At 61.6% G+C, this 17,717-nt stretch carries 16 protein-coding genes; 5 read left to right on the top strand and 11 right to left on the bottom strand.

The features are described 5' to 3' along the window. Nucleotides 1-84: 84 nt before the first annotated feature. The 4 genes from QN222_RS01465 to QN222_RS01450 all read right to left on the bottom strand — a co-directional run bounded on the left by QN222_RS01465 (nucleotide 85) and on the right by QN222_RS01450 (nucleotide 3,082). Nucleotides 85-351, bottom strand: a complete 267-nt coding sequence (locus QN222_RS01465; RefSeq protein ID WP_180937815.1) for an usg protein — start codon at nucleotides 349-351, stop codon at nucleotides 85-87. Between the two features lie 161 nt (nucleotides 352-512). After that, on the bottom strand, nucleotides 513-1,343 hold the full coding sequence (locus QN222_RS01460) for an ABC transporter permease (RefSeq protein ID WP_284005164.1): 831 nt from the start codon (nucleotides 1,341-1,343) through the stop codon (nucleotides 513-515). Then, a complete protein-coding gene (locus QN222_RS01455) occupies nucleotides 1,340-2,143 on the bottom strand; it encodes an ABC transporter permease (RefSeq protein WP_284005163.1) in 804 nt (267 codons plus the stop codon). The genes QN222_RS01460 and QN222_RS01455 overlap by 4 nt, the downstream gene beginning before the upstream one ends. 156 nt (nucleotides 2,144-2,299) lie before the next feature. After that, complete coding sequence (locus tag QN222_RS01450; protein WP_283965202.1) at nucleotides 2,300-3,082, bottom strand: ABC transporter substrate-binding protein; 783 nt, start codon at nucleotides 3,080-3,082, stop codon at nucleotides 2,300-2,302. A gap of 402 nt (nucleotides 3,083-3,484) precedes the next feature. On the opposite strand from QN222_RS01450, the gene QN222_RS01445 reads away from it, so the two are divergent. Continuing rightward, nucleotides 3,485-5,689, top strand: a complete 2,205-nt coding sequence (locus tag QN222_RS01445) for an OmpA family protein (RefSeq protein ID WP_283965201.1) — start codon at nucleotides 3,485-3,487, stop codon at nucleotides 5,687-5,689. A 235-nt stretch (nucleotides 5,690-5,924) separates the two neighbouring features. Here the strand turns inward: QN222_RS01445 and mobB are convergent, their stop codons facing one another. Genes mobB through QN222_RS01430 form a run of 3 tightly spaced genes read right to left on the bottom strand, consistent with a single transcriptional unit; the run spans nucleotide 5,925 to nucleotide 8,014 of the window. Further along, entirely contained in the window at nucleotides 5,925-6,437 is a 513-nt protein-coding gene (gene mobB / locus QN222_RS01440; protein ID WP_283965200.1) for a molybdopterin-guanine dinucleotide biosynthesis protein B, read from the bottom strand. Next, nucleotides 6,434-7,093 (bottom strand): molybdenum cofactor guanylyltransferase MobA, encoded by a 660-nt coding sequence (gene mobA / locus QN222_RS01435; RefSeq protein WP_283965199.1) that lies wholly within the window; start codon nucleotides 7,091-7,093, stop codon nucleotides 6,434-6,436. Before mobA ends, mobB begins: the two co-directional genes overlap by 4 nt. A 12-nt stretch (nucleotides 7,094-7,105) precedes the next feature. Next, nucleotides 7,106-8,014, bottom strand: a complete 909-nt coding sequence (locus QN222_RS01430) for a DMT family transporter (RefSeq protein WP_283965198.1) — start codon at nucleotides 8,012-8,014, stop codon at nucleotides 7,106-7,108. A 406-nt stretch (nucleotides 8,015-8,420) separates the two neighbouring features. Here QN222_RS01430 and QN222_RS01425 point away from each other — a divergent pair, with 406 nt between their 5' ends. Next, the gene (locus QN222_RS01425; protein WP_284005162.1) at nucleotides 8,421-10,970 is read left to right on the top strand and encodes a HAMP domain-containing methyl-accepting chemotaxis protein; all 2,550 of its coding nucleotides are present in this window, start codon (nucleotides 8,421-8,423) and stop codon (nucleotides 10,968-10,970) included. A 72-nt stretch (nucleotides 10,971-11,042) separates the two neighbouring features. Here QN222_RS01425 and moaA read toward each other — a convergent pair whose 3' ends face one another. Next, the gene (gene moaA, locus QN222_RS01420) at nucleotides 11,043-12,092 is read right to left on the bottom strand and encodes a GTP 3',8-cyclase MoaA (protein WP_283965196.1); all 1,050 of its coding nucleotides are present in this window, start codon (nucleotides 12,090-12,092) and stop codon (nucleotides 11,043-11,045) included. Between the two features lie 290 nt (nucleotides 12,093-12,382). On the opposite strand from moaA, the gene QN222_RS01415 reads away from it, so the two are divergent. Further along, on the top strand, nucleotides 12,383-12,757 hold the full coding sequence (locus QN222_RS01415) for a gamma-butyrobetaine hydroxylase-like domain-containing protein (protein ID WP_136505622.1): 375 nt from the start codon (nucleotides 12,383-12,385) through the stop codon (nucleotides 12,755-12,757). An 83-nt stretch (nucleotides 12,758-12,840) separates the two neighbouring features. On the opposite strand, the gene QN222_RS01410 is transcribed toward QN222_RS01415, so the two are convergent. Then, nucleotides 12,841-13,320 (bottom strand): MarR family transcriptional regulator, encoded by a 480-nt coding sequence (locus tag QN222_RS01410; protein WP_283965195.1) that lies wholly within the window; start codon nucleotides 13,318-13,320, stop codon nucleotides 12,841-12,843. Nucleotides 13,321-13,367: 47 nt separating this feature from the next. Between QN222_RS01410 and QN222_RS01405 the strand changes: the two genes are divergently transcribed. Continuing rightward, nucleotides 13,368-14,285, top strand: a complete 918-nt coding sequence (locus QN222_RS01405; RefSeq protein ID WP_283965194.1) for an alpha/beta hydrolase — start codon at nucleotides 13,368-13,370, stop codon at nucleotides 14,283-14,285. 67 nt (nucleotides 14,286-14,352) lie between these two features. Next, nucleotides 14,353-14,961: a pyridoxamine 5'-phosphate oxidase family protein gene (locus QN222_RS01400; RefSeq protein WP_283965193.1), complete on the top strand. Its 609-nt coding sequence runs from the start codon at nucleotides 14,353-14,355 to the stop codon at nucleotides 14,959-14,961. 43 nt (nucleotides 14,962-15,004) lie between these two features. Here QN222_RS01400 and QN222_RS01395 read toward each other — a convergent pair whose 3' ends face one another. Together QN222_RS01395 and fumC are read right to left on the bottom strand one after the other, a co-directional pair. Next, a complete protein-coding gene (locus tag QN222_RS01395; protein WP_283965192.1) occupies nucleotides 15,005-16,075 on the bottom strand; it encodes a GGDEF domain-containing protein in 1,071 nt (356 codons plus the stop codon). A 244-nt stretch (nucleotides 16,076-16,319) separates the two neighbouring features. Continuing rightward, nucleotides 16,320-17,711, bottom strand: a complete 1,392-nt coding sequence (fumC, locus tag QN222_RS01390; RefSeq protein WP_284005161.1) for a class II fumarate hydratase — start codon at nucleotides 17,709-17,711, stop codon at nucleotides 16,320-16,322. Between the last annotated feature and the right edge of the window lie 6 nt (nucleotides 17,712-17,717).

The following is a 17,717-nucleotide window of genomic DNA, read 5'->3' as shown; positions in this document are numbered from 1 at the left end:
TGAGAGCAACGAGAACGACCGTCGCAACTGCATCCGTTCGGCAAAATGGACGCTCAGTCGGAAGTCTGTGCGGCTTCGACCGCTTCAGTGGAGAATGAACTCTCCCTTGAGCGATCGCCATTCGCTGGCCGATATCAGCTTGCGATGAACATAGCGTACCGAATGCAGCGGTCCGTCCAACTTCTCCTGCCAGAACTTCAGGAAGTGGCGCATCTCCGGAAAGTCCGGCGCGATGTCGTAGTGTTGCCAGATATAGGTCTGGAGGAAGGTCGGATGGTCGGGCATCCGGTAGAGAATTTGGGCCGTCGTCAGGCCGTAACCCTTGAGCTGCAGTTCCATCTCACTCGTCATCAGGACCTCACTTCTCGCAAAGGTGGTCTCTATGATGAAACGCTTGATCTATTAATCAAGTCCTAATATTTGTGCGGAAACGGGATTTCCTGCAGGATAACAAAGGCTTGGCAGCACTCGTCGATTACTGCTGCCAAGCCTTCGCTTGCCAGCGGTCCCCGCTATCGCTTCAGGTGCCGCGTCAGCCGCGCCTCCAGCAAGGCCCAGACGTTGCGCAGCAATTCGACCATCAGCAGGTAGAGAACCGCGGCCCAGACATACATCTGGTAGTCGAAGGTGCGGGAAAAGGCGCGGCGCGTCTCGCCCATCAGGTCGAAGACGGTCACGATCGCCACAATCGCCGAGCCCTTGATCATCAGGATGATCTCGTTGCCATAGGGGCGGAGCGCGACGATCATCGCCTGGGGCAGGATGACCTTGAAGAAGGCGACGCGCTGCGACAGCCCGAGTGCGGCGGCTCCTTCGTGCTGCCCGCGCGGCACGCTCTGGATGGCGCCACGCAGGATTTCGGCCTGGTAGGCGGCGGTGTTCAGCGTGAACGTAAAAAGCGCGCAGTTCCAGGCGTCGCGGAAGAACCACCAGAGCCCCATCGCCTCGAGCTGCGGACGGAAGCTGCCGAGCCCGTAGTAGACGAGAAAGAGCTGGGTAATCAGCGGCGTACCGCGGAAGAAATAGACATAGGCATAGGAGAGCCAGGACCAGATCTTGTTCTTCGACATCCGTCCCATCGCCACGGGCAGCGACAGGACGGCGCCCATAACGATCGAAGAGATCACGAGCATCAGCGTGACGCCGAGGCCGGACACGAAGCTCGGGCCGTATTTCGAGAATTTCTCGGGGTCCCAGCCGTTGACGACGGTGAGGAAGATGCCGACGGCGAGCGCGAGCCAGACGCCGAGCGTGACGCTGCCGATAAAGCGTGACAGCGTGTAGGGCCTCGGCGGAGCCGGTGGCGGTGCCTGAGGCGGGATCATGGTTTCGGCAATGCTCATCGGCGCATCTCCGCGCGTTTGGTCCAGCGCTCAAGCGCCGAGAAGACGACGGACGAAATCATCGCCAGGATCAGGAAGAGAATGCAGGCGACGCCGAAGAACTCGAACGCGTGCTTTGTGACGCGGGCGGCGACGCCCGTCTGGCGGAGTATATCCGGCAGGCCGACCACCGAGACGAGGGCAGTGTCCTTGAGGAGTGCCATCCAGAGATTGCCGAGGCCTGGAAGCGCGATGCGCACGAGCTGCGGCAGGATGATCAATCGCATCGTTTTGCCGCGATGGAAGCCGAGCGCGTCGCCGGCCTCATACTGTCCGTGCGGGATCGCCTTGAAGGCCGAGAGCAGCACTTCCGAGCAATAGGCGGAGAAGACGACCCCGAGCGCAATCATGCCTGCAACGAAGGCGTTGATCTCTACCGGGCCTTCATAGCCGATCCCGGCAAGGAACTGCTGCACCAGGATCTGGAGGCCGTAGTAGACGATGAAGAGTGTCAGGAGCTCGGGCAGGCCGCGAAAGATCGTCGTATAGATATTGGCCGCAAGGCGGAGCGACCTTTCGTTCGACTGCTTGGCGAGCGCGATGAAAAAGCCGGCCGCGAGCCCTACGGGCAGGGTGGCGATCGCCAGGCTCGCCGTCACCAGGAATCCGTAGGCGATCTCGTCGCCCCATCCGGCATCGCCACACGCCAGGAGCGTGCCTGTGCCGAACCAACGAAACACTCCGACCGGACCGCAGAGCGGATCGATGATCGACCCGATCCAGGCGAAAACGGAGAAAAGGGCGGCGAACAGTCCGCTCATGCCAATAAATTCCCCTAGCAGCGTTCTTTTATGCGCCAATTGCGCTTATTTTCGAGGGTTCTTGTCAAACAAAAACGGCGGAAGGGCAAGCCGTCCGCCGTTGCATTTTTTTCATCAACCGAGATTTCCCCGGCATGATCGCCACGAAACCGTCGATTAGCTGCCGTAGACGTCGAACGGGAAGTACTTTTCGTTGATTTCCTTGTACTTGCCACTCGCGCGGATGCCGTCGATTGCCTTGTTGAGCTTCTCGCGCAACGCGTCGTCGCCCTTGCGAACGGCGATGCCGGCGCCTTCGCCGTTGATGACCGGATCGATCGGCAGCGTGCCGAGCAGCTTGCAGCAAGCGCCATCCTCGGTCTTCAGCCATTCGGAAAGCACGACGACGTCGTCGATGACGGCATCGATACGGCCATTGGCGATGTCGAGCTTGTACTCATCCGCGGTCGGGTAGAGCTTCAGTTCCGACTCCTTCATGTGCGCTTCGGCATAGTTGGAGTGGGTGGTGGAACCCTGCGCACCGAGCGTCTTGCCGGCAAGTGCGGCTTCGGTTGCTTCGGTGATCGGCGAGTCTTTCGGAACGACGATCGCCGGCGGCGTGTTGTAGTACTTGTTGGTGAAGTCGACCTTCTGCTTGCGCTCCTCGGTGATCGACATGGAAGCGATGAACGCGTCGAACTTCTTGGCGATCAACGCCGGAATGGCGCCGTCCCACTCCTGCGTCACAAAGGTGCACTCAGCCTTCATCTCTTCGCAAAGCGCCTTCGCGATGTCGATGTCGAAACCTGTCAACGAGCCGTCCGCTTCGAGATTGTTGAAGGGCGGGTAGGCGCCTTCGGTGCCGAAGACGAGCTTTTCGCCATCTGCCATGGCCGTGCTTGCCATGAGCGCGAAAAGGGCAGCCGATGCGGCGGCCGCCAGCCGTCTGGAAATACGCATGATTATCCTCTCTGTTGGCTGACACCCGTTTTTTTCTTGTTCGCGGGTGTCAAATAGGGCCGAGGCGTCCGCCACGGTTGGCGGGATATTCGTACTTCTCCTGTAAAAATCAACTGGAAAGCGTCATCGCCCACCGCCAAAGGGGAATCACGCGTCTTTCGTCCTCCTCCATGGCGCGAGAGAAAGATGAACGGCTTGTTCAGGCGAGGTTAATGTCGCGTCCGATAGCCCTTGAAGCGGAACCGATCCACGGCTGCAGCGTTGCGATTACAAACGCGACTGACCACAAAAAAGTCGGAAACCGCGGATCATGGCCCTGTGGGAGCAGGCTTGCAGGCGTGACCGTTCAATCGGATCAGGACGCGCAGCGAGCCGAGCCTCCCAATAAGAGGAAGGAAGACAATGTCGATTCGATCCAGACTTTTCGCAACGGTGGCCTTGCCCGTATTCGCGGCGACCTTTGCCGTGCAGCCTGCGCTTGCCGAGAGCCTGATGGCGCCGTTCGAAGTTGCTCAGGAAGGTGCGGACCAGCCGTCGCCCGAAGATCTGCTGCTGCTCAAGAAGCGCAGGAAGCAAGCCGAACAGGGACAGGCTGAAGAACAGCAGCCCGCCGCCGAAGAGCAGCAGACCCCGAGGCGCAAGAAGCGCCAGCAGCAGGTAGAAGAGCAACAACCGGCCGCCGAAGAAAGCGCTCCGCAGCAGGCCGAGGAGCCGCAAGCTCCGAGGCGCAAGAAGCGCCAGCAGCAGGCTGAGGAACAGCAACCGGCCGCCGAGGAGGCCGCTCCGCAGCAGGCCGAAGAGCAGCAGGCCCCGAGGCGCAAGAAGCGTCAGCAGCAGGTTGAAGAACAGCAGCCCGCCACTGAGGAGTCCGCTCCGCAGCAAGCCGAGGAGCAGCCGGCTCCGAAGCGCAAGAAGCGCCAGCAACAGGCTGAGGAACAGCAGCCCGCCGCTGAAGAGGGCACGCCGAAGCAAGCCGAAGAGCAACAGGCTCCGGCGCGGAAGAAGCGCCAGCAGCAAGCTGAAGAACAGCAGCCCGCCACTGAGGAGGGCACGCCGCAGCGGGCCGAGGAGCAGCAGACCCCGCGCAAGAAGCGTCAGCAGCAAGCTGAGGAACAGCAGCCCGCCACCGAGGAGGGCACTCCGCAGCAAGCCGAGGAGCAGCAGGTTCCGCGCAAGAAGCGCCAGCAACAGGCTGAAGAGCAGCGCCAGACCGAACAGCCAGCCGACCAGGCCGGTGAGGGCAGGCAGCCTGTTCCCGGCGCCGAAGCACCGGCAACGGCAGAGCAGGGCACGGGCGAACAGCCACAGGCCCGACCCGCGCCTGAAGTGGTCGATAAGCGTACGGAAGAAGAGAAGGTCAAGATCGCCAAGGACCCGGCCGCAACAGACGACACGGTCGTGCTTCCGGTCGAAAACGGTGCAGCCATTCTCGACAGCGACAAGGATGCCGACAATGTCGGCGGTAACCGTGCACGCGAGGCGCGGCGCAAGCAGCGCGAGGAATTGCGTGCCAAGTCAGAAAGCGTAGCACCTCCGACCGACGATGCCTCCTCCCAGGCGGAAATATCGACCGAGGTCCGGGAACAACTTCCGAAGAGGATCGAGGCCAATCTGACGGAAGAGGGACAGCGCATCGAGGAAGCGCCGGCCTTCGCCGTGCCTCAGACGACGAACATCGTCAACAACACGGTGATCAATAACACCACGGTCAATAACACGACGATCAACAATAACACGAACGAAGTCACCGAAGTGCAGGTGGTCGAAGAAGTTGAGGACCGTGTGATCCTGGGTGTCGGCGACCGCATCTTCGTCCGAGGCGACGACCGGCCACGGTTGCGGCGCGATTCGGAGGAAACCTTCTACGACCAGCTGCCGCGCGACCGCGTTCGCGAGACGATCGTTCGCCCCGGTGGTTATCGAATCGTTACGATCTACAACCGTTACGGCGACATTGTACAGCGCTCGCGGATTGACAGCGACGGCAACGAATATCTGATGGTCTACGCGCCCGAGTACGACGAAGATGATAACCGTCCGGCGATCGTAGACGTCGGTTACGACCTGCCGCCGATGCGCCTCACCATTCCGGTGGAGGATTACATCGTCGACTACGCTGACGATCCGGACCGCGATTACTACGAGTTCCTGTCCGAGCCGCCGGTCGAGCAAGTCGAGCGCGTCTACACGATCGATGAGGTGCGCAACTCCGCCCGCCTGCGTGACAAGGTTCGCCGTATCGACCTCGACACGATCCACTTCGAGACGGGCAGCGCCGAGGTGTCGATGTCGCAGGCCAAGACGCTACGCGGCGTCGCGGACGCGATGTCGAAGGTCCTCAAGAAGGATCCGGGTGAAACCTTCTTCATCGAGGGCCACACGGACGCCGTCGGCTCCGATCGCGACAACCTGGTTCTTTCAGACCAGCGTGCGGAATCGGTCGCAGTGCTCCTGACCGAAGTCTATGGCGTCCCGGCCGAAAACCTCGTGACGCAGGGCTACGGCGAGCGCTTCCTCAAGGTGCGCACGCCGGATGCGGAGGAGGAGAACCGGCGCGTGACCATTCGCCGCGTGACACCGCTCGTGCGGCCGGTCGCGCAGCGCTGATGATCGCGGGCGCAGCGGGTTTCGCTGCTGCGCTCCCGCTGTTTGATAAAGACGGGGCCGGGAGACCGGCCCCGCTTTTTTGTCCCTGGAAGCGCAGACCTACAGCGCCGCGCGTGTTTTCAGACGCGCAAAGGACGCTGTAGCACTTTGAATTGCTGCATGTCTTTTGTCCTTTAATCGGCTACGATTAAAGGACAAAAGACATGCAGTAGCAGTCGACCGGTAAGCGAGAGGCTCAGTTCCGCAATCCCGTAACCTTTTCGACGAAATCGGCGATTGCAGCCGTGTCGTCGAGATCGAAGACCGCAAGGCCCGCGTCGGTCACCGGGTGATCCGCAGCAACGGCAACGATATGCGGGTCGCTCGGCGCCAGAGGCTCACGGTTGGCCGAGGCCATCCGTCGCGCTTCGATCTTCGGGATCGGCTCGCGCTTGTAACCTTCGATCAGCACGAGATCGCAGGGAGCGAGCCGCGCCAGGATCTCCTCGAAGGACGGTTCCGGCGCACCGCGCAGTTCATGCATGATTGCGAAGCGCGTCGAGGAGACGATCGTGACCTCATGCGCACCCGCCTCCCGGTGCCGGTAGCTGTCGGCGCCGACCTTGTCGATGTCGAAGTCGTGGTGAGCGTGCTTGATCGTCGACAAGACATAGCCGCGCCGTGTCATTTCACTGACGAGACGGACCATAAGGCCGGTCTTGCCCGAGTTTTTCCAGCCGGCAATACCGAATATCCTGGGTTGGGTCATGCTTTGGGATCCTTGAGGCGTTGCAGCCATGCTTCGGCCTCTCGAAGCTCGTCCGGCGTGTTGATATTGAAGAAGGGGTCGAGCGGACCTGCCTTCGTCGCGATCATCGGGAAGTCTACCGCTACCGATGGGTGGCGCGCAATGAAAGCGCGTACGCGCAACTTGGTGTCGGTGCGGATCCAGGCTTCGAGATCATCGGCGATCGTGACTGGCCAGAGCGCGAAGAGCGGATGCATCTCGCCGCCGGACCAAGCGACGGCGATCGTCCCTTCCAGATTAGGCACGGAGGATAGCCGGACAACGAGATCATCGGGAAAAAATGGCGTGTCGGTCGCCACGGTCAGAACATGGGCCGCATGCGGAGCAACCGCTGCAGCGTGGCGCATGGCGGTGAGCACACCGGCGAGGGGGCCGAAGTAACCGGGCACCGTGTCGGTCAGCACCGGAAGGCCCGGCGGCAGCCCGATACCAGGATCGGCATTGAGGTTGAGCGCGATGCTGCCCACCTGCGGCGTGAGCCGTTCGGCGATATGGTCGAGCATGGTCCGGCCACCGAGCACGAGGCCTGCCTTCGCGCGCCCCATGCGCGAGGATCGTCCGCCGGCGAGAATGACGGCGGGCGGGCGTTGCGGTGTGTCTGGCGCATTCGTGACCATCGACGCGTTCCTCTATTCGAGGGGGCCTGCCAGGGAGCGTTGGGCGACGGCCTTCCGCCCGCGCAGGCTCTCGCGATAGAAGGTGTAGAGGCCGGAGCCGACGATGATGGCGACCCCCGTCAGCATCCAGCGATCCGGTGTCTCCGCAAAGAAGAAAATGCCGATTCCGATCGACCAGAGCAGGCTCGTGTAGCGGAACGGCGCAATGACCGAGATATCGCCATCGCGCATCGCCAGCACGATCGTCTGGTAGCCGAGCATCAACAGGATGCTGGCACCGGCAATATGGGTCAGCGAGGTGCTCGACATCGGCTGCCAGCCGCCGAACGGCACGATCAGCAAGAGGCCGACCAGCGTCGTTACTATGGCGGTGGTGACGGTAATGAAGAGCGAGGGCACGTCGCTGCCGATGCGGCGGGTGCAAAGATCGCGCGTCGAGGTGCAGAAAACGCAGGCGACGACGGTCAAGGCTGCCGGTGTGAAGCCTTCCGGCCCAGGTCTCAGCACGATCAGCACGCCGAGGAAGCCGATGGCGATCGCCGTCCAGCGACGCCATCCGACCGGTTCGCGCAGGAAAAGCGCCGCGCCGAGGGTGACGGCCAGCGGCAGCGCCTGCATGATCGCCGAGGCGTTTGCGAGCGGTATCTGCCCGAGCGCGGAAATATAGGTGATCGACGCCAGCGCCTCCATGACGATCCGCAGGAGGATCGCCGGTCGCAGGATCGTTCGGATCGGCCGGAACGCGCGAAAGTGGACAGCGAACCCCAGTACCATCAGAGTGGTGAGCAGACCGCGGACGAACATGATCTGGCCCGTGTTCATGACGCCCGTTACGGATTTTACGAGCGCGTCGTTGCAGGCAAAGCTGACCATGGCAAGGCACATGAAAACGATGCCGCGGACATTGGCAGATGAGTGCATTCGTGTTTCCTGGTGGCCCTCGGCCGAGGCCAAATGCCGTGTTTGGCGGGCGGAGCGAATCCCTCCCAGGGAGGTACGCCCCTTGTCCAAGCATTGACTGCCATTTCACGCAAACTCAAGCACCGTTTGTGCAATTTGACGGGCTAGCCGCGCTGACACGAGATCCGAGGCCAATCGTGCCCTCGGAGGGTTATTCGCGGAATCTTAAGTTTCGCTGCCTATCGTCCCGATAATTCCGCAGTGCAATCGCATGAAGCGATCGGTGGATGACGGGCTTCAGATCTTCTTTCGCACCGTCGATCCGCGAAGTGTCCGCCGGAGCCTGGGAGGTGCTTCCGCCGGCATTTCAACACCAGAGAAGCCACCGTGCGGGCATGTTCCTCATAATAAGAACCTGGGGTCCGCAATGTCTTTGATCGACCGCCTTCTACAGCGCCTGCGTATCGTCACAAAAGTCCTCCTTTTCGTGGTTCCGCTGGTGGCCCTGATCGCCGGGCTCGGTCTCGTCGGCTTTTTCACCGCTCGTACGCTCAATGGGCATATGACCGTCACCCGCGAGACCATCAACAATCTTTCGGATTTCCAGGCTTTGCGCAGTGCCTTGCAGGCCTTCGCCGATAACCCGAGCGAGGAAACGCGCGATGTCCTTGCGAAAGAGGTCGGCGAGCAGGAAGAGGGGGTCAGAACCCTCGAAGGGCTGCTGGCGCGTGATGCGGACAAGGCACAGATCGCCTCGGTCGTTGCACTCGGTGGCCAGATGCGTAACCAGACCGACAAGCTCTGGGCGGTCAAGGTCGAGCAGGACTCGGTAACGACGTCGCTGGAAGCGGCGCTTGCCGACATGACCGAGAAGGGCAACGGCGCCTACAAGCAGATCGATATCATCCGGAGCGAATCGGGTGAAAAGGAAGCGTTCGCCAAGGCTCTGCTCTTCGATGCGGCCGCCTACCAGGGTGTTGCCGAACGCATCAAGAAATTCCGCCTGCCGGTAACCATGGCCGTCAATCCCGACGCCAAGATCGATCAGGGCAACAAGCTGCTGCCGCATCTGCTGAAGCAGATCGGGGAAGCAGAAAAGATTGCGTCCGAAAAGGTCCAGAAGCCGATCGGCGAACTCAAGGAACAGGCGCTGAAGATCCAGGCGATCCTCGCAGGCGCCGAGGACAACGAGGCGAAGAAGAACGCCCTCGTGCCTATCCTCAGCAAGCTCTCCAAATACGAAGCCGATTTTGCCAAGGAGGCGGTCAAGAATTCGGACACCGCAGCCAAGCGCTTCGTCGGCATGGATGAGGAAATCTCGACGCTGAAGACGCTGATCGCCTTGATGGGCGATACTTTCAAAGGACTCGACAATACCCGATTCCATATCAGCGAGTTACATCGCTCGCTCGATGCAGCGAGCCGCGATCTCGTGATCGCGGATATAAACGCCGTACGCGAGACCGCCGGAAAGCTTTCCGAGCTCGGCGGCAAGAACGCAGCGCTCCGCGATCTGCCGGCGAAGCTTGGTCCTTCACTCGACAACATCGACAAGGGCACAGCGGCGTTGATCGACGTTGGCGGTCGCTGGCAGGCCGCAAAGAGCGAGGCCGCAACGCTTGTAGCCGACGCGAGCAGCACGCTCGAAAGCTTCGTCAGCAGCGCGCAGGAAGCCGGAAAGCAGGACAGCCAACGCTCCGCCACCGTCTCGATCATTGCTATGGTCGCCGGAACGCTGCTTTCGATTATTGGCGGTCTGATGCTGGTCGAGACGCTGCGCGGCCCGCTGAAACGCGTCACCGAAACCATGACGCGGCTTGCCAATGGTGACCTGGAAGTGGCGATCGAAGGCCGCAACCGCGGCGACGAAATCGGCGACATGGTGCGCTCGGTCGCCGTCTTCCGCGATAATGCACTCGAAAACGTGCGGCTGGAACGCGAGGCGGAGGCAGCGCGCATATTGTCTGCCGAAGAGGAGGCGCGGCGCTCTCGGGAACGCGCGCGCATCGAAGCCGAGCAGATGCAGGCGCTCAACGCTCTCTCCGATGTTCTTGCCCAGCTTGCCGCCGGCAATCTCGAGGAAGGCATGGCGGAAGACCTGCCGGCGGACTACGTCATCATGGCCCGCACCTACAACAATGCCGTCGAGGCGCTGCGTGCGACGCTGACAGATGTGCGTCTCGTCGCGGGAGAGATCTCCGGCGGGACGGGCAATCTCTCGGCCTCGGCCGACGATCTTGCCCGCCGCACCGAGCAGCAGGCAGCAGCGCTTGAAGAGAGTTCTCGCGCGCTGCGTCAACTCACCGAACTCGTGGGCTCGACCGCCGAAAGCGCCCGCCGGACGACGGTGTCGGTCGATGAGACGAACAACTATGCGCAGCATTCCGGCCACGTGGTCGCCAAGGCGATCGATGCCATGGCTGAAATCAATCGCTCGTCCGAAAAGATCAGCACGATCATCGGCGTGATCGACGAGATCGCCTTCCAGACCAATCTCCTGGCACTGAACGCAGGCGTCGAGGCGGCCCGCGCCGGCGAGGCGGGCCGTGGCTTCGCGGTCGTCGCCCAGGAGGTGCGCGAGCTGGCGCAGCGTTGCGCGGGCGCCGCCCGCGAGATCAAGGGGCTGATTTCGGCAAGTTCCGCTCAAGTACGCAGCGGCGTGGCACTGGTGCAGGAGACCGGCGAAGCGCTGACGGTCATCAACGAGCATATCGCCACCATTCACCAGCTCGTCAGCAACATCGAGGCTTCTGCGGCTGACCAGTATACCGGCCTCAACGAGGTCAATTCCGCCGTTCACGAGGTCGAACTGATCACGCAGCAGAACGCCGCCATGGTCGAGGAGAACACGGCGGAAATCCATGGCCTGCGCCGGCAGGTGGAAGCGCTCAACGAAAAAATCGAACGCTTCAAGACCGGCACCAGCGGCGTGGGCGATTACGGTGAGGTTCGGTACGGCTCGACTTACGCCGCCTGAACTATCGGCACGAAGAGGCCCCGTGGTCGGTAGCGACTGCGGGGCCTTTGCTTTTCTCGATTTCGCGGAGCGTCAGCCGCCGGTCACGCTCATGTGGCGCGCGACGGCCGGGCGGTTGTGTTCGCGATCGATGATGAAGTCGTGGCCCTTCGGCTTGCGGGAGATCGCCTCGTCGATGACGCGAGAGAGGTAAGCGTCGTCGTCCGTCGAGCGCAGTGCCGCGCGGAGATCAGCCGCATCGTTTTGCCCGAGGCACATATAGAGGGTACCGGTGCAGGTCAGCCGCACGCGGTTGCAGCTTTCGCAGAAATTGTGGGTCATCGGGGTGATCAGTCCGAGGCGTCCGCCGGTCTCCGCCACCTCGACGTAGCGGGCAGGGCCACCGGTGCGGTAGGGAATATCCTTGAGCCTGAACTGGCTTTCCAGACGCTCGCGCATTTCGGAAAGCGGCAGGTAGTGGTCGGTCCGGTCCTCGTCCACTTCGCCCATCGGCATCGTCTCGATCAGCGTCAGTTCCATGCCGCGCCCATGCGCCCAGCGCATCAGCTCGGGAATCTCTGCGTCATTGAAGCCCTTGAGCGCGACCGTGTTGATCTTCACCTTGAGCCCGGCAGCCTGGGCCGCGTCGATGCCCTCGAGCACCTTTGAAAGTTCGCCCCAGCGGGTGATGTGGCGGAACTTGTCATGGTCGCGGGTATCGAGCGAAACGTTGATGCGGCGCACGCCGCAATCGGCAAGTTCCGCCGCGTATTTCGACAGTTGCGAACCGTTGGTCGTCAGCGTCAGCTCGTCGAGGCGGCCGACCTGCATCTCCTTGCCGAGTTCGCGGACGAGGAACATGATGTTCTTGCGCACCAGCGGTTCGCCGCCGGTAAGCCGGAGCTTGCGCACGCCCTTGGCGATGAAGGCGGAACAGAGCCGGTGCAACTCCTCCAGCGTCAGCAGATCCTTCTTCGGCAGGAAGGTCATGTGCTCCGCCATGCAGTAGGTGCAGCGGAAGTCGCAGCGGTCGGTGACTGACACGCGCAGATAGCTGATCGTTCGACCGAAAGGATCGATCATCGGCGTCGTGGAACTGTCGAGCGGCTCGGCACCGGTTCTGTCTATCGCGGCATTGTTCAAGGCTTTTCTCCCAAGGCTTTCAATGTCGTGGGCAAAAACCCCCGCGTCAAGGCGCATACTGTCGCAAATTTCGGTGAAGCCGCGATCGATCGGAGTTGTTGTCGGTCGAATCCGGAGGAAGCCGCGCTTTTGCGCCTGAACAGGCTCGAAAGATTTGAAAATGTTTCGGCTTTTTCAGCCTATTCTTCCTAATTCATTCAGAGGCGAACATCTGCTCTGGCGGACGAATTTTAATAGGCCATGGGCATGAACTGGGGTAGTGCTGAGGGGACGAATGCGGAGTGAGTATCATGAGTGAATTCTGGCCGACCGAGTTGCGCGTATCGAAAGATCGTCACCGCCTTACTGTCACTTTCGACGACGGCGCCTCCTACGACCTGTCAGCGGAACTGCTGCGCGTGCTTTCGCCTTCGGCCGAGGTGCAGGGACACGGGCCGGGTCAAAGGGTGACTGTACCCGGCAAGCGGAATGTCCAGATCATTTCGATGCAGCCGACCGGTAACTACGCCGTGCGCATCGGTTTCGATGATTTCCATGACACCGGGATCTTCACCTGGAGCTACCTGCGCGAACTGGGAGAGAAGGGCGCGGAACTCTTCGCTGCCTATGAGCAGGAGCTGGCCGAAAAGGGCATGTCGCGCGACAAGTCGGAAAAGCCGCGCTGACCACGGAAAAAACACGCCGCAATCCCAAGTGCTACAGCGTCCCTGCGCGCCGATAAGACGCTCAGGCTACGCTAGCCGCGTTCTCAATCGCTGTCTTCCTTCAGTAAGATGGCGATGATCCGCTCCATCGACTGCGCGACCGTCATGCAGTCCTCGATCGGCGAGCCTGTCAGCGACTTCTCGATAAGCGCCGTCTGGATCTCCATTGCCTCCTCGGTGAGCGTACGGCCGCCCGGCGTCAGCGAGAGCCGCAGCACGCGCTTGTCGCGCTCGTCTCCCCGCCGTTCTATCAGGCCGCGCTTCTCGAGCTGCGGCAACAGCATGCTCATGTTGGAGCGTCCGACGAGCAACTTGCGGGCGAGTTCCTGCTGCGTGATTCCGTCGAAGCGATAGAGATTGATCAGGATATCGAGATGCGGCGGCTTGATGTCGAGATGGGCGAGTTCCCGGGTCAATGTCTGCTGCATCAGTTGGCAGGCGCGGGCGACGGCGATCCAGCTTCGAAACCGCGGATGATCCCAGGGAAAATGGTGTTGTTCTGTTGTCACTTGCTTTTCGTTCATCGTTGTACAATTATGTTCATAGCTGAACATTTCAAGAGAGTTTCACTATGGCATCCTTCGGGGTCAAGGTCATCCGTCCGGCGCTCAAGGCGGTGTCTGCCGTCTCCGCCGAGGCGGCCGGCAGGCTCGCTTTCAGAATCTTCTGTCGCACGCCGAGCCGCAAGCCGAAAAACGCCAAGGAAGCAGCCTTGCTGAAAGCGGCGGCGTCGACCATGGAGCGCTCGCGAAAGGTCACGCTGTCTTTCGCCGGTGGCTGGTTTGCCGCGCATCATTTCGCCCGGCGCCCGGGCACCGCGGGCCCGCGTATCCTGCTCGCCCACGGCTGGGGAGCGCGCAGTGCCTATCTCGCCACTTTGATCGATGGGCTGCTTGCTGCCGGCGCGGAGGTGGTTGCGCTCGACTGGCCGGGGCACGGCGCTTCGCCGGGACGGTCGCTGACGATGCCGCAGGCGGTGAGGGCGATCGATGCGGCCTGGCGCCACTTCGATGGATTCGACGTCGCGATCGGCCATTCCTTCGGCGGTGCGAGCCTCGCCTGTGCGGCAGGCGCCGTCGTCTGCGACGTGCCGGCCCGGGTTCCGGAAAAACTGGTTCTGATCGGCGCTCCGAGCGAAATGACCTGGCTCTTCAAGGGTTTCGGCAAGATGATGGCCCTCGCGCCAGCCGCCCAGGCCGCCTTCGAAGGCATGGTCGAACGCCTCTCCGGCCGCCGGGTCGATGGCTTCGACGCAGCCCGCATTCTCGGCATGCTGAGGAAGCCGGTGCTCGTCATCCACGCGGAGGACGACAAAGAGGTATCCGCAGCCCACGCCCGCCGCTACGGCGCGGCCGGGCCGAACGTCGAGTTGTATTGGGCGAACGGTTTCGGCCATCGCCGTATCGTTTCCGCCGAACCGGTCATCGACAGGATCAAGGCCTTCCTTGGCGAAGGCGAGAAAGCTGCTCACTTGAGAAGAATCGCCTGATGCTGTCATCAGGATGTCATGCTATCCGTTGAAAGCGCATGCAAGAGCAGGCGTCGCGGAGGATGGAATGACAATCATCGGCACGGTCGAGGAACTGAAGGCTCTCTATGGCGAGACGAGCGAGGCCTCGATCGTCAAAGTGACGAGCGCGCTGACGGCGGAGTATCGGCAGATGATCGAGGCCTCTCCGTTCGCCGCGCTTGCGACCGTCGGGCCGGAAGGGCTCGATTGCTCTCCGCGCGGCGACGATCATTGTGTCGTCCGGATCGCGGACGACAGGACCGTGCTGATGCCGGACTGGCGCGGCAATAACCGCGTCGATTCGCTGCTCAACATAGTCCGCGATCCGAGGGTGGCGCTGATGTTCCTCGTCCCCGGTTCGAATACGGCGATGCGCATCAACGGCACTGCCGTCGTCAGCGTCGATCCGGCACTCACCGGTTCCTTCGAGGTTGACGGCAAGCATCCGCGCAGCGTGATCGTGATCACGATCGGAGAGGTCTATTTCCAATGCGCGCGGGCGCTGATCCGTTCGCAGCTCTGGAACTCGGATCGCTTCGTCGATCCGGCGTCGTTACCGACCCCCGGCACGCTGCTGAAAGCCGCGAAGGCGGATTTCGACAACGAGACTTACGATCGGGAATGGCCTGGGCGCGCCGCCAAGACGATGTGGTAGGCGCCGCCGATCCTTTTGGCAACAAGCGACACTGAAACGGTGCCTACCGGCGATAGATCAGCCAGTTGCGACCGGAATCCTTGCGCATTCCCTCCTCGAATAGCACCGTGCGGTTGCGGCCGGCATTCTTGGCGGAATAGAGGGCGATGTCGGACTTGTTGTAGAGGTCGACCGGATCGTCTGCCTCGGTCGCCATGCAGACGCCGACGGACAGCGTGATCGGGCCATAGTTGACACCCGTCTTGGAATTCTTGAAGGGCGTTCCGGCAAGCACGGTGCGGATCCGGTCAGCCGCCTGCAGGCATTCTTCCTGCGTGATGTCATGGAGAATGACGGCGAATTCCTCGCCACCGGTGCGCGCGACGAATGCGTCCCGGCGCAAGTTGGCGCGGATGACACTGCCGACCGTGGCAAGGATCTTGTCGCCAACGGGATGACCGAACGTGTCATTGACCTTCTTGAAATGATCGATATCGGCGACAAGCAGGCCGGTGAAATTACGTCGATGTTCGCTGTTGTAGACGGCGGCCAGGGCATCATCGAAGGCCCGCCGGTTAGCGAGACGCGTCAGCGAATCGGTATTGGCGATGCGCTTATATTCGTCGAGCTCCTGTCGGATGACCTCCATTTCGAAGGATTTCTGGACGACGGTCTGAACGCGCTCCTTGCCCTGGTTCATGGTGTCGACGGTCGCTTCGGTCAGGATGCCGATGGCGTGGCGCAGAATGTCGGCGCTCGCAGCGCTCTTGCTGGTCATGTTGCTATAGGCTTCGTCGAGAACCTTGTTGTAGTTCTCGAGCGCATATTGCTCGTCCTTCAAGAGGTTGACGAGCTCAGTCAGCTTGGCAGCAAGCGTGTTGTGTGCCCGCTCGATGCCGTGCGGATGGTGAATGTGGCTGAAATATTGTGCGCCGATCGCGTCAAGCTCTTCCTGCGTCGCCCGGCTGCCAAGTCCCGCAAGCTCCTTGGACAATTGCGCGTTCGAGCCAAGATAGGCCTCGTAATAAAGCTCGTAATTGCGCGGTATCGGCGCCACCCCCATCATCCGCATGGCGTGGGTTATCTGCGCGGCGATATCCGGCGCCGGCGCCTTATTCGAGGTTGCCGTTTGCATATGCAAACCTCCTTTATTTATCCACTTCTAAAGTCAGGTAATTTTTAGGAACAAATGATTTGCGAAGTCTTAACAATTGCTTGAGCGCATCGATGCAATTCGACCAATTTCGGGCTGATGCGCATATAGCGCAGCGCGTCTTATCAGACGCGCCAAGGACGCTGCAGCACCTTGCAGTAGCCGTACGATGGCGACGGCGAGTGTGCCGCGGCGCTGGTGATCGCGCCGCGGCAATCGAGATCGATCAGGCAGGGCTGATCATCGTTTCCGGGCGGACGATCGCGTCGAACTCTTCGTTCGTCACGTAGCCGCCGCCGACGGCTTCTTCGCGCAGTGTCGTGCCGTTCCTGTGTGCGGTCTTGGCGATCTTTGCGGCGTTGTCGTAGCCGATCTTCGGCGCCAGCGCGGTGACGAGCATCAGCGAGCGGTCGAGCGCGGCCTTGATATTGTCCTCGCGCGCCTCGATGCCGACGACGCAATTGTCGGTAAAGGAGACCGCTGCGTCGGCGAGAAGCTGTACCGACTGAAGGAAGTTGTAGGCCATCAGCGGATTATAGACGTTAAGCTCGAAATGACCCTGGCTGCCGGCGAAGGTGAGGGCTGCGTGGTTGCCGAACACCTGGACGCAGACCTGAGTCAGCGCTTCGCACTGGGTCGGGTTGACCTTGCCCGGCATGATCGATGAACCCGGCTCGTTTTCCGGCAGCGACAGTTCGCCGAGCCCGGAGCGCGGTCCGGAGCCGAGGAAGCGGATGTCGTTGGCAATCTTGAAGAGTGCGGCGGCCGTAGCGTTGATCGCGCCATGGCTGAAGACCATCGAATCGTGAGCCGCCAGCGCCTCGAACTTGTTCGGCGCCGAGGTAAAGGCGATGCCGGTAATGCCGGCGATCTCCTCAGCTACCTTCTCGGCAAAACCGATCGGTGCGTTAAGGCCGGTGCCGACGGCAGTGCCGCCCTGGGCGAGTTCGCAGAGGCCGGGGAGGGTCATCTCGATGCGCTTGATCGACGATGCGACCTGGGCAGCATAGCCGGAGAACTCCTGACCGAGCGTCAGCGGCGTCGCATCCTGCGTGTGGGTGCGGCCGATCTTGATGATGTGATCGAAGGCCTTCACCTTTTCTTCCAGCGCCTTGTGCAGGTGCTTCAGCGCCGGCAGCAGGTCGTGGATGACGCGCTCGGCGCAGGCAATGTGCATGGCCGTCGGATAGGTGTCGTTCGACGACTGGCTCATGTTCACGTGGTCGTTCGGATGAACGGGCTTCTTCGAACCCATGACGCCGCCGAGCAGTTCGATCGCCCGGTTGGAAATGACCTCGTTCGCATTCATGTTCGACTGCGTGCCGGAACCGGTTTGCCAGACGACGAGCGGGAAATGCTCATTAAGCTTGCCGTCGATGACCTCCTGCGCTGCCTGGACGATCGAATCGCCAACCGCCGGGTCGAGGCGGCCGAGCGCCATGTTGGCGCGCGCCGCTGCCTGTTTGACGATGCCAAGGGCCCGGACGATCGCGACGGGCTGCTTTTCCCAGCCGATTTTGAAGTTCCCAAGCGAGCGTTGCGCCTGAGCGCCCCAATAGCGGTCGCTCGCCACTTCGATGGGGCCGAACGTATCTGTTTCCGTGCGGGTCGATGTCATCGTGAT

The organism is Sinorhizobium sp. 6-70 (assembly GCF_030124375.1).
Classification (GTDB): domain Bacteria; phylum Pseudomonadota; class Alphaproteobacteria; order Rhizobiales; family Rhizobiaceae; genus Sinorhizobium.
This window is presented reverse-complemented; position numbering and strand designations above follow the sequence as displayed.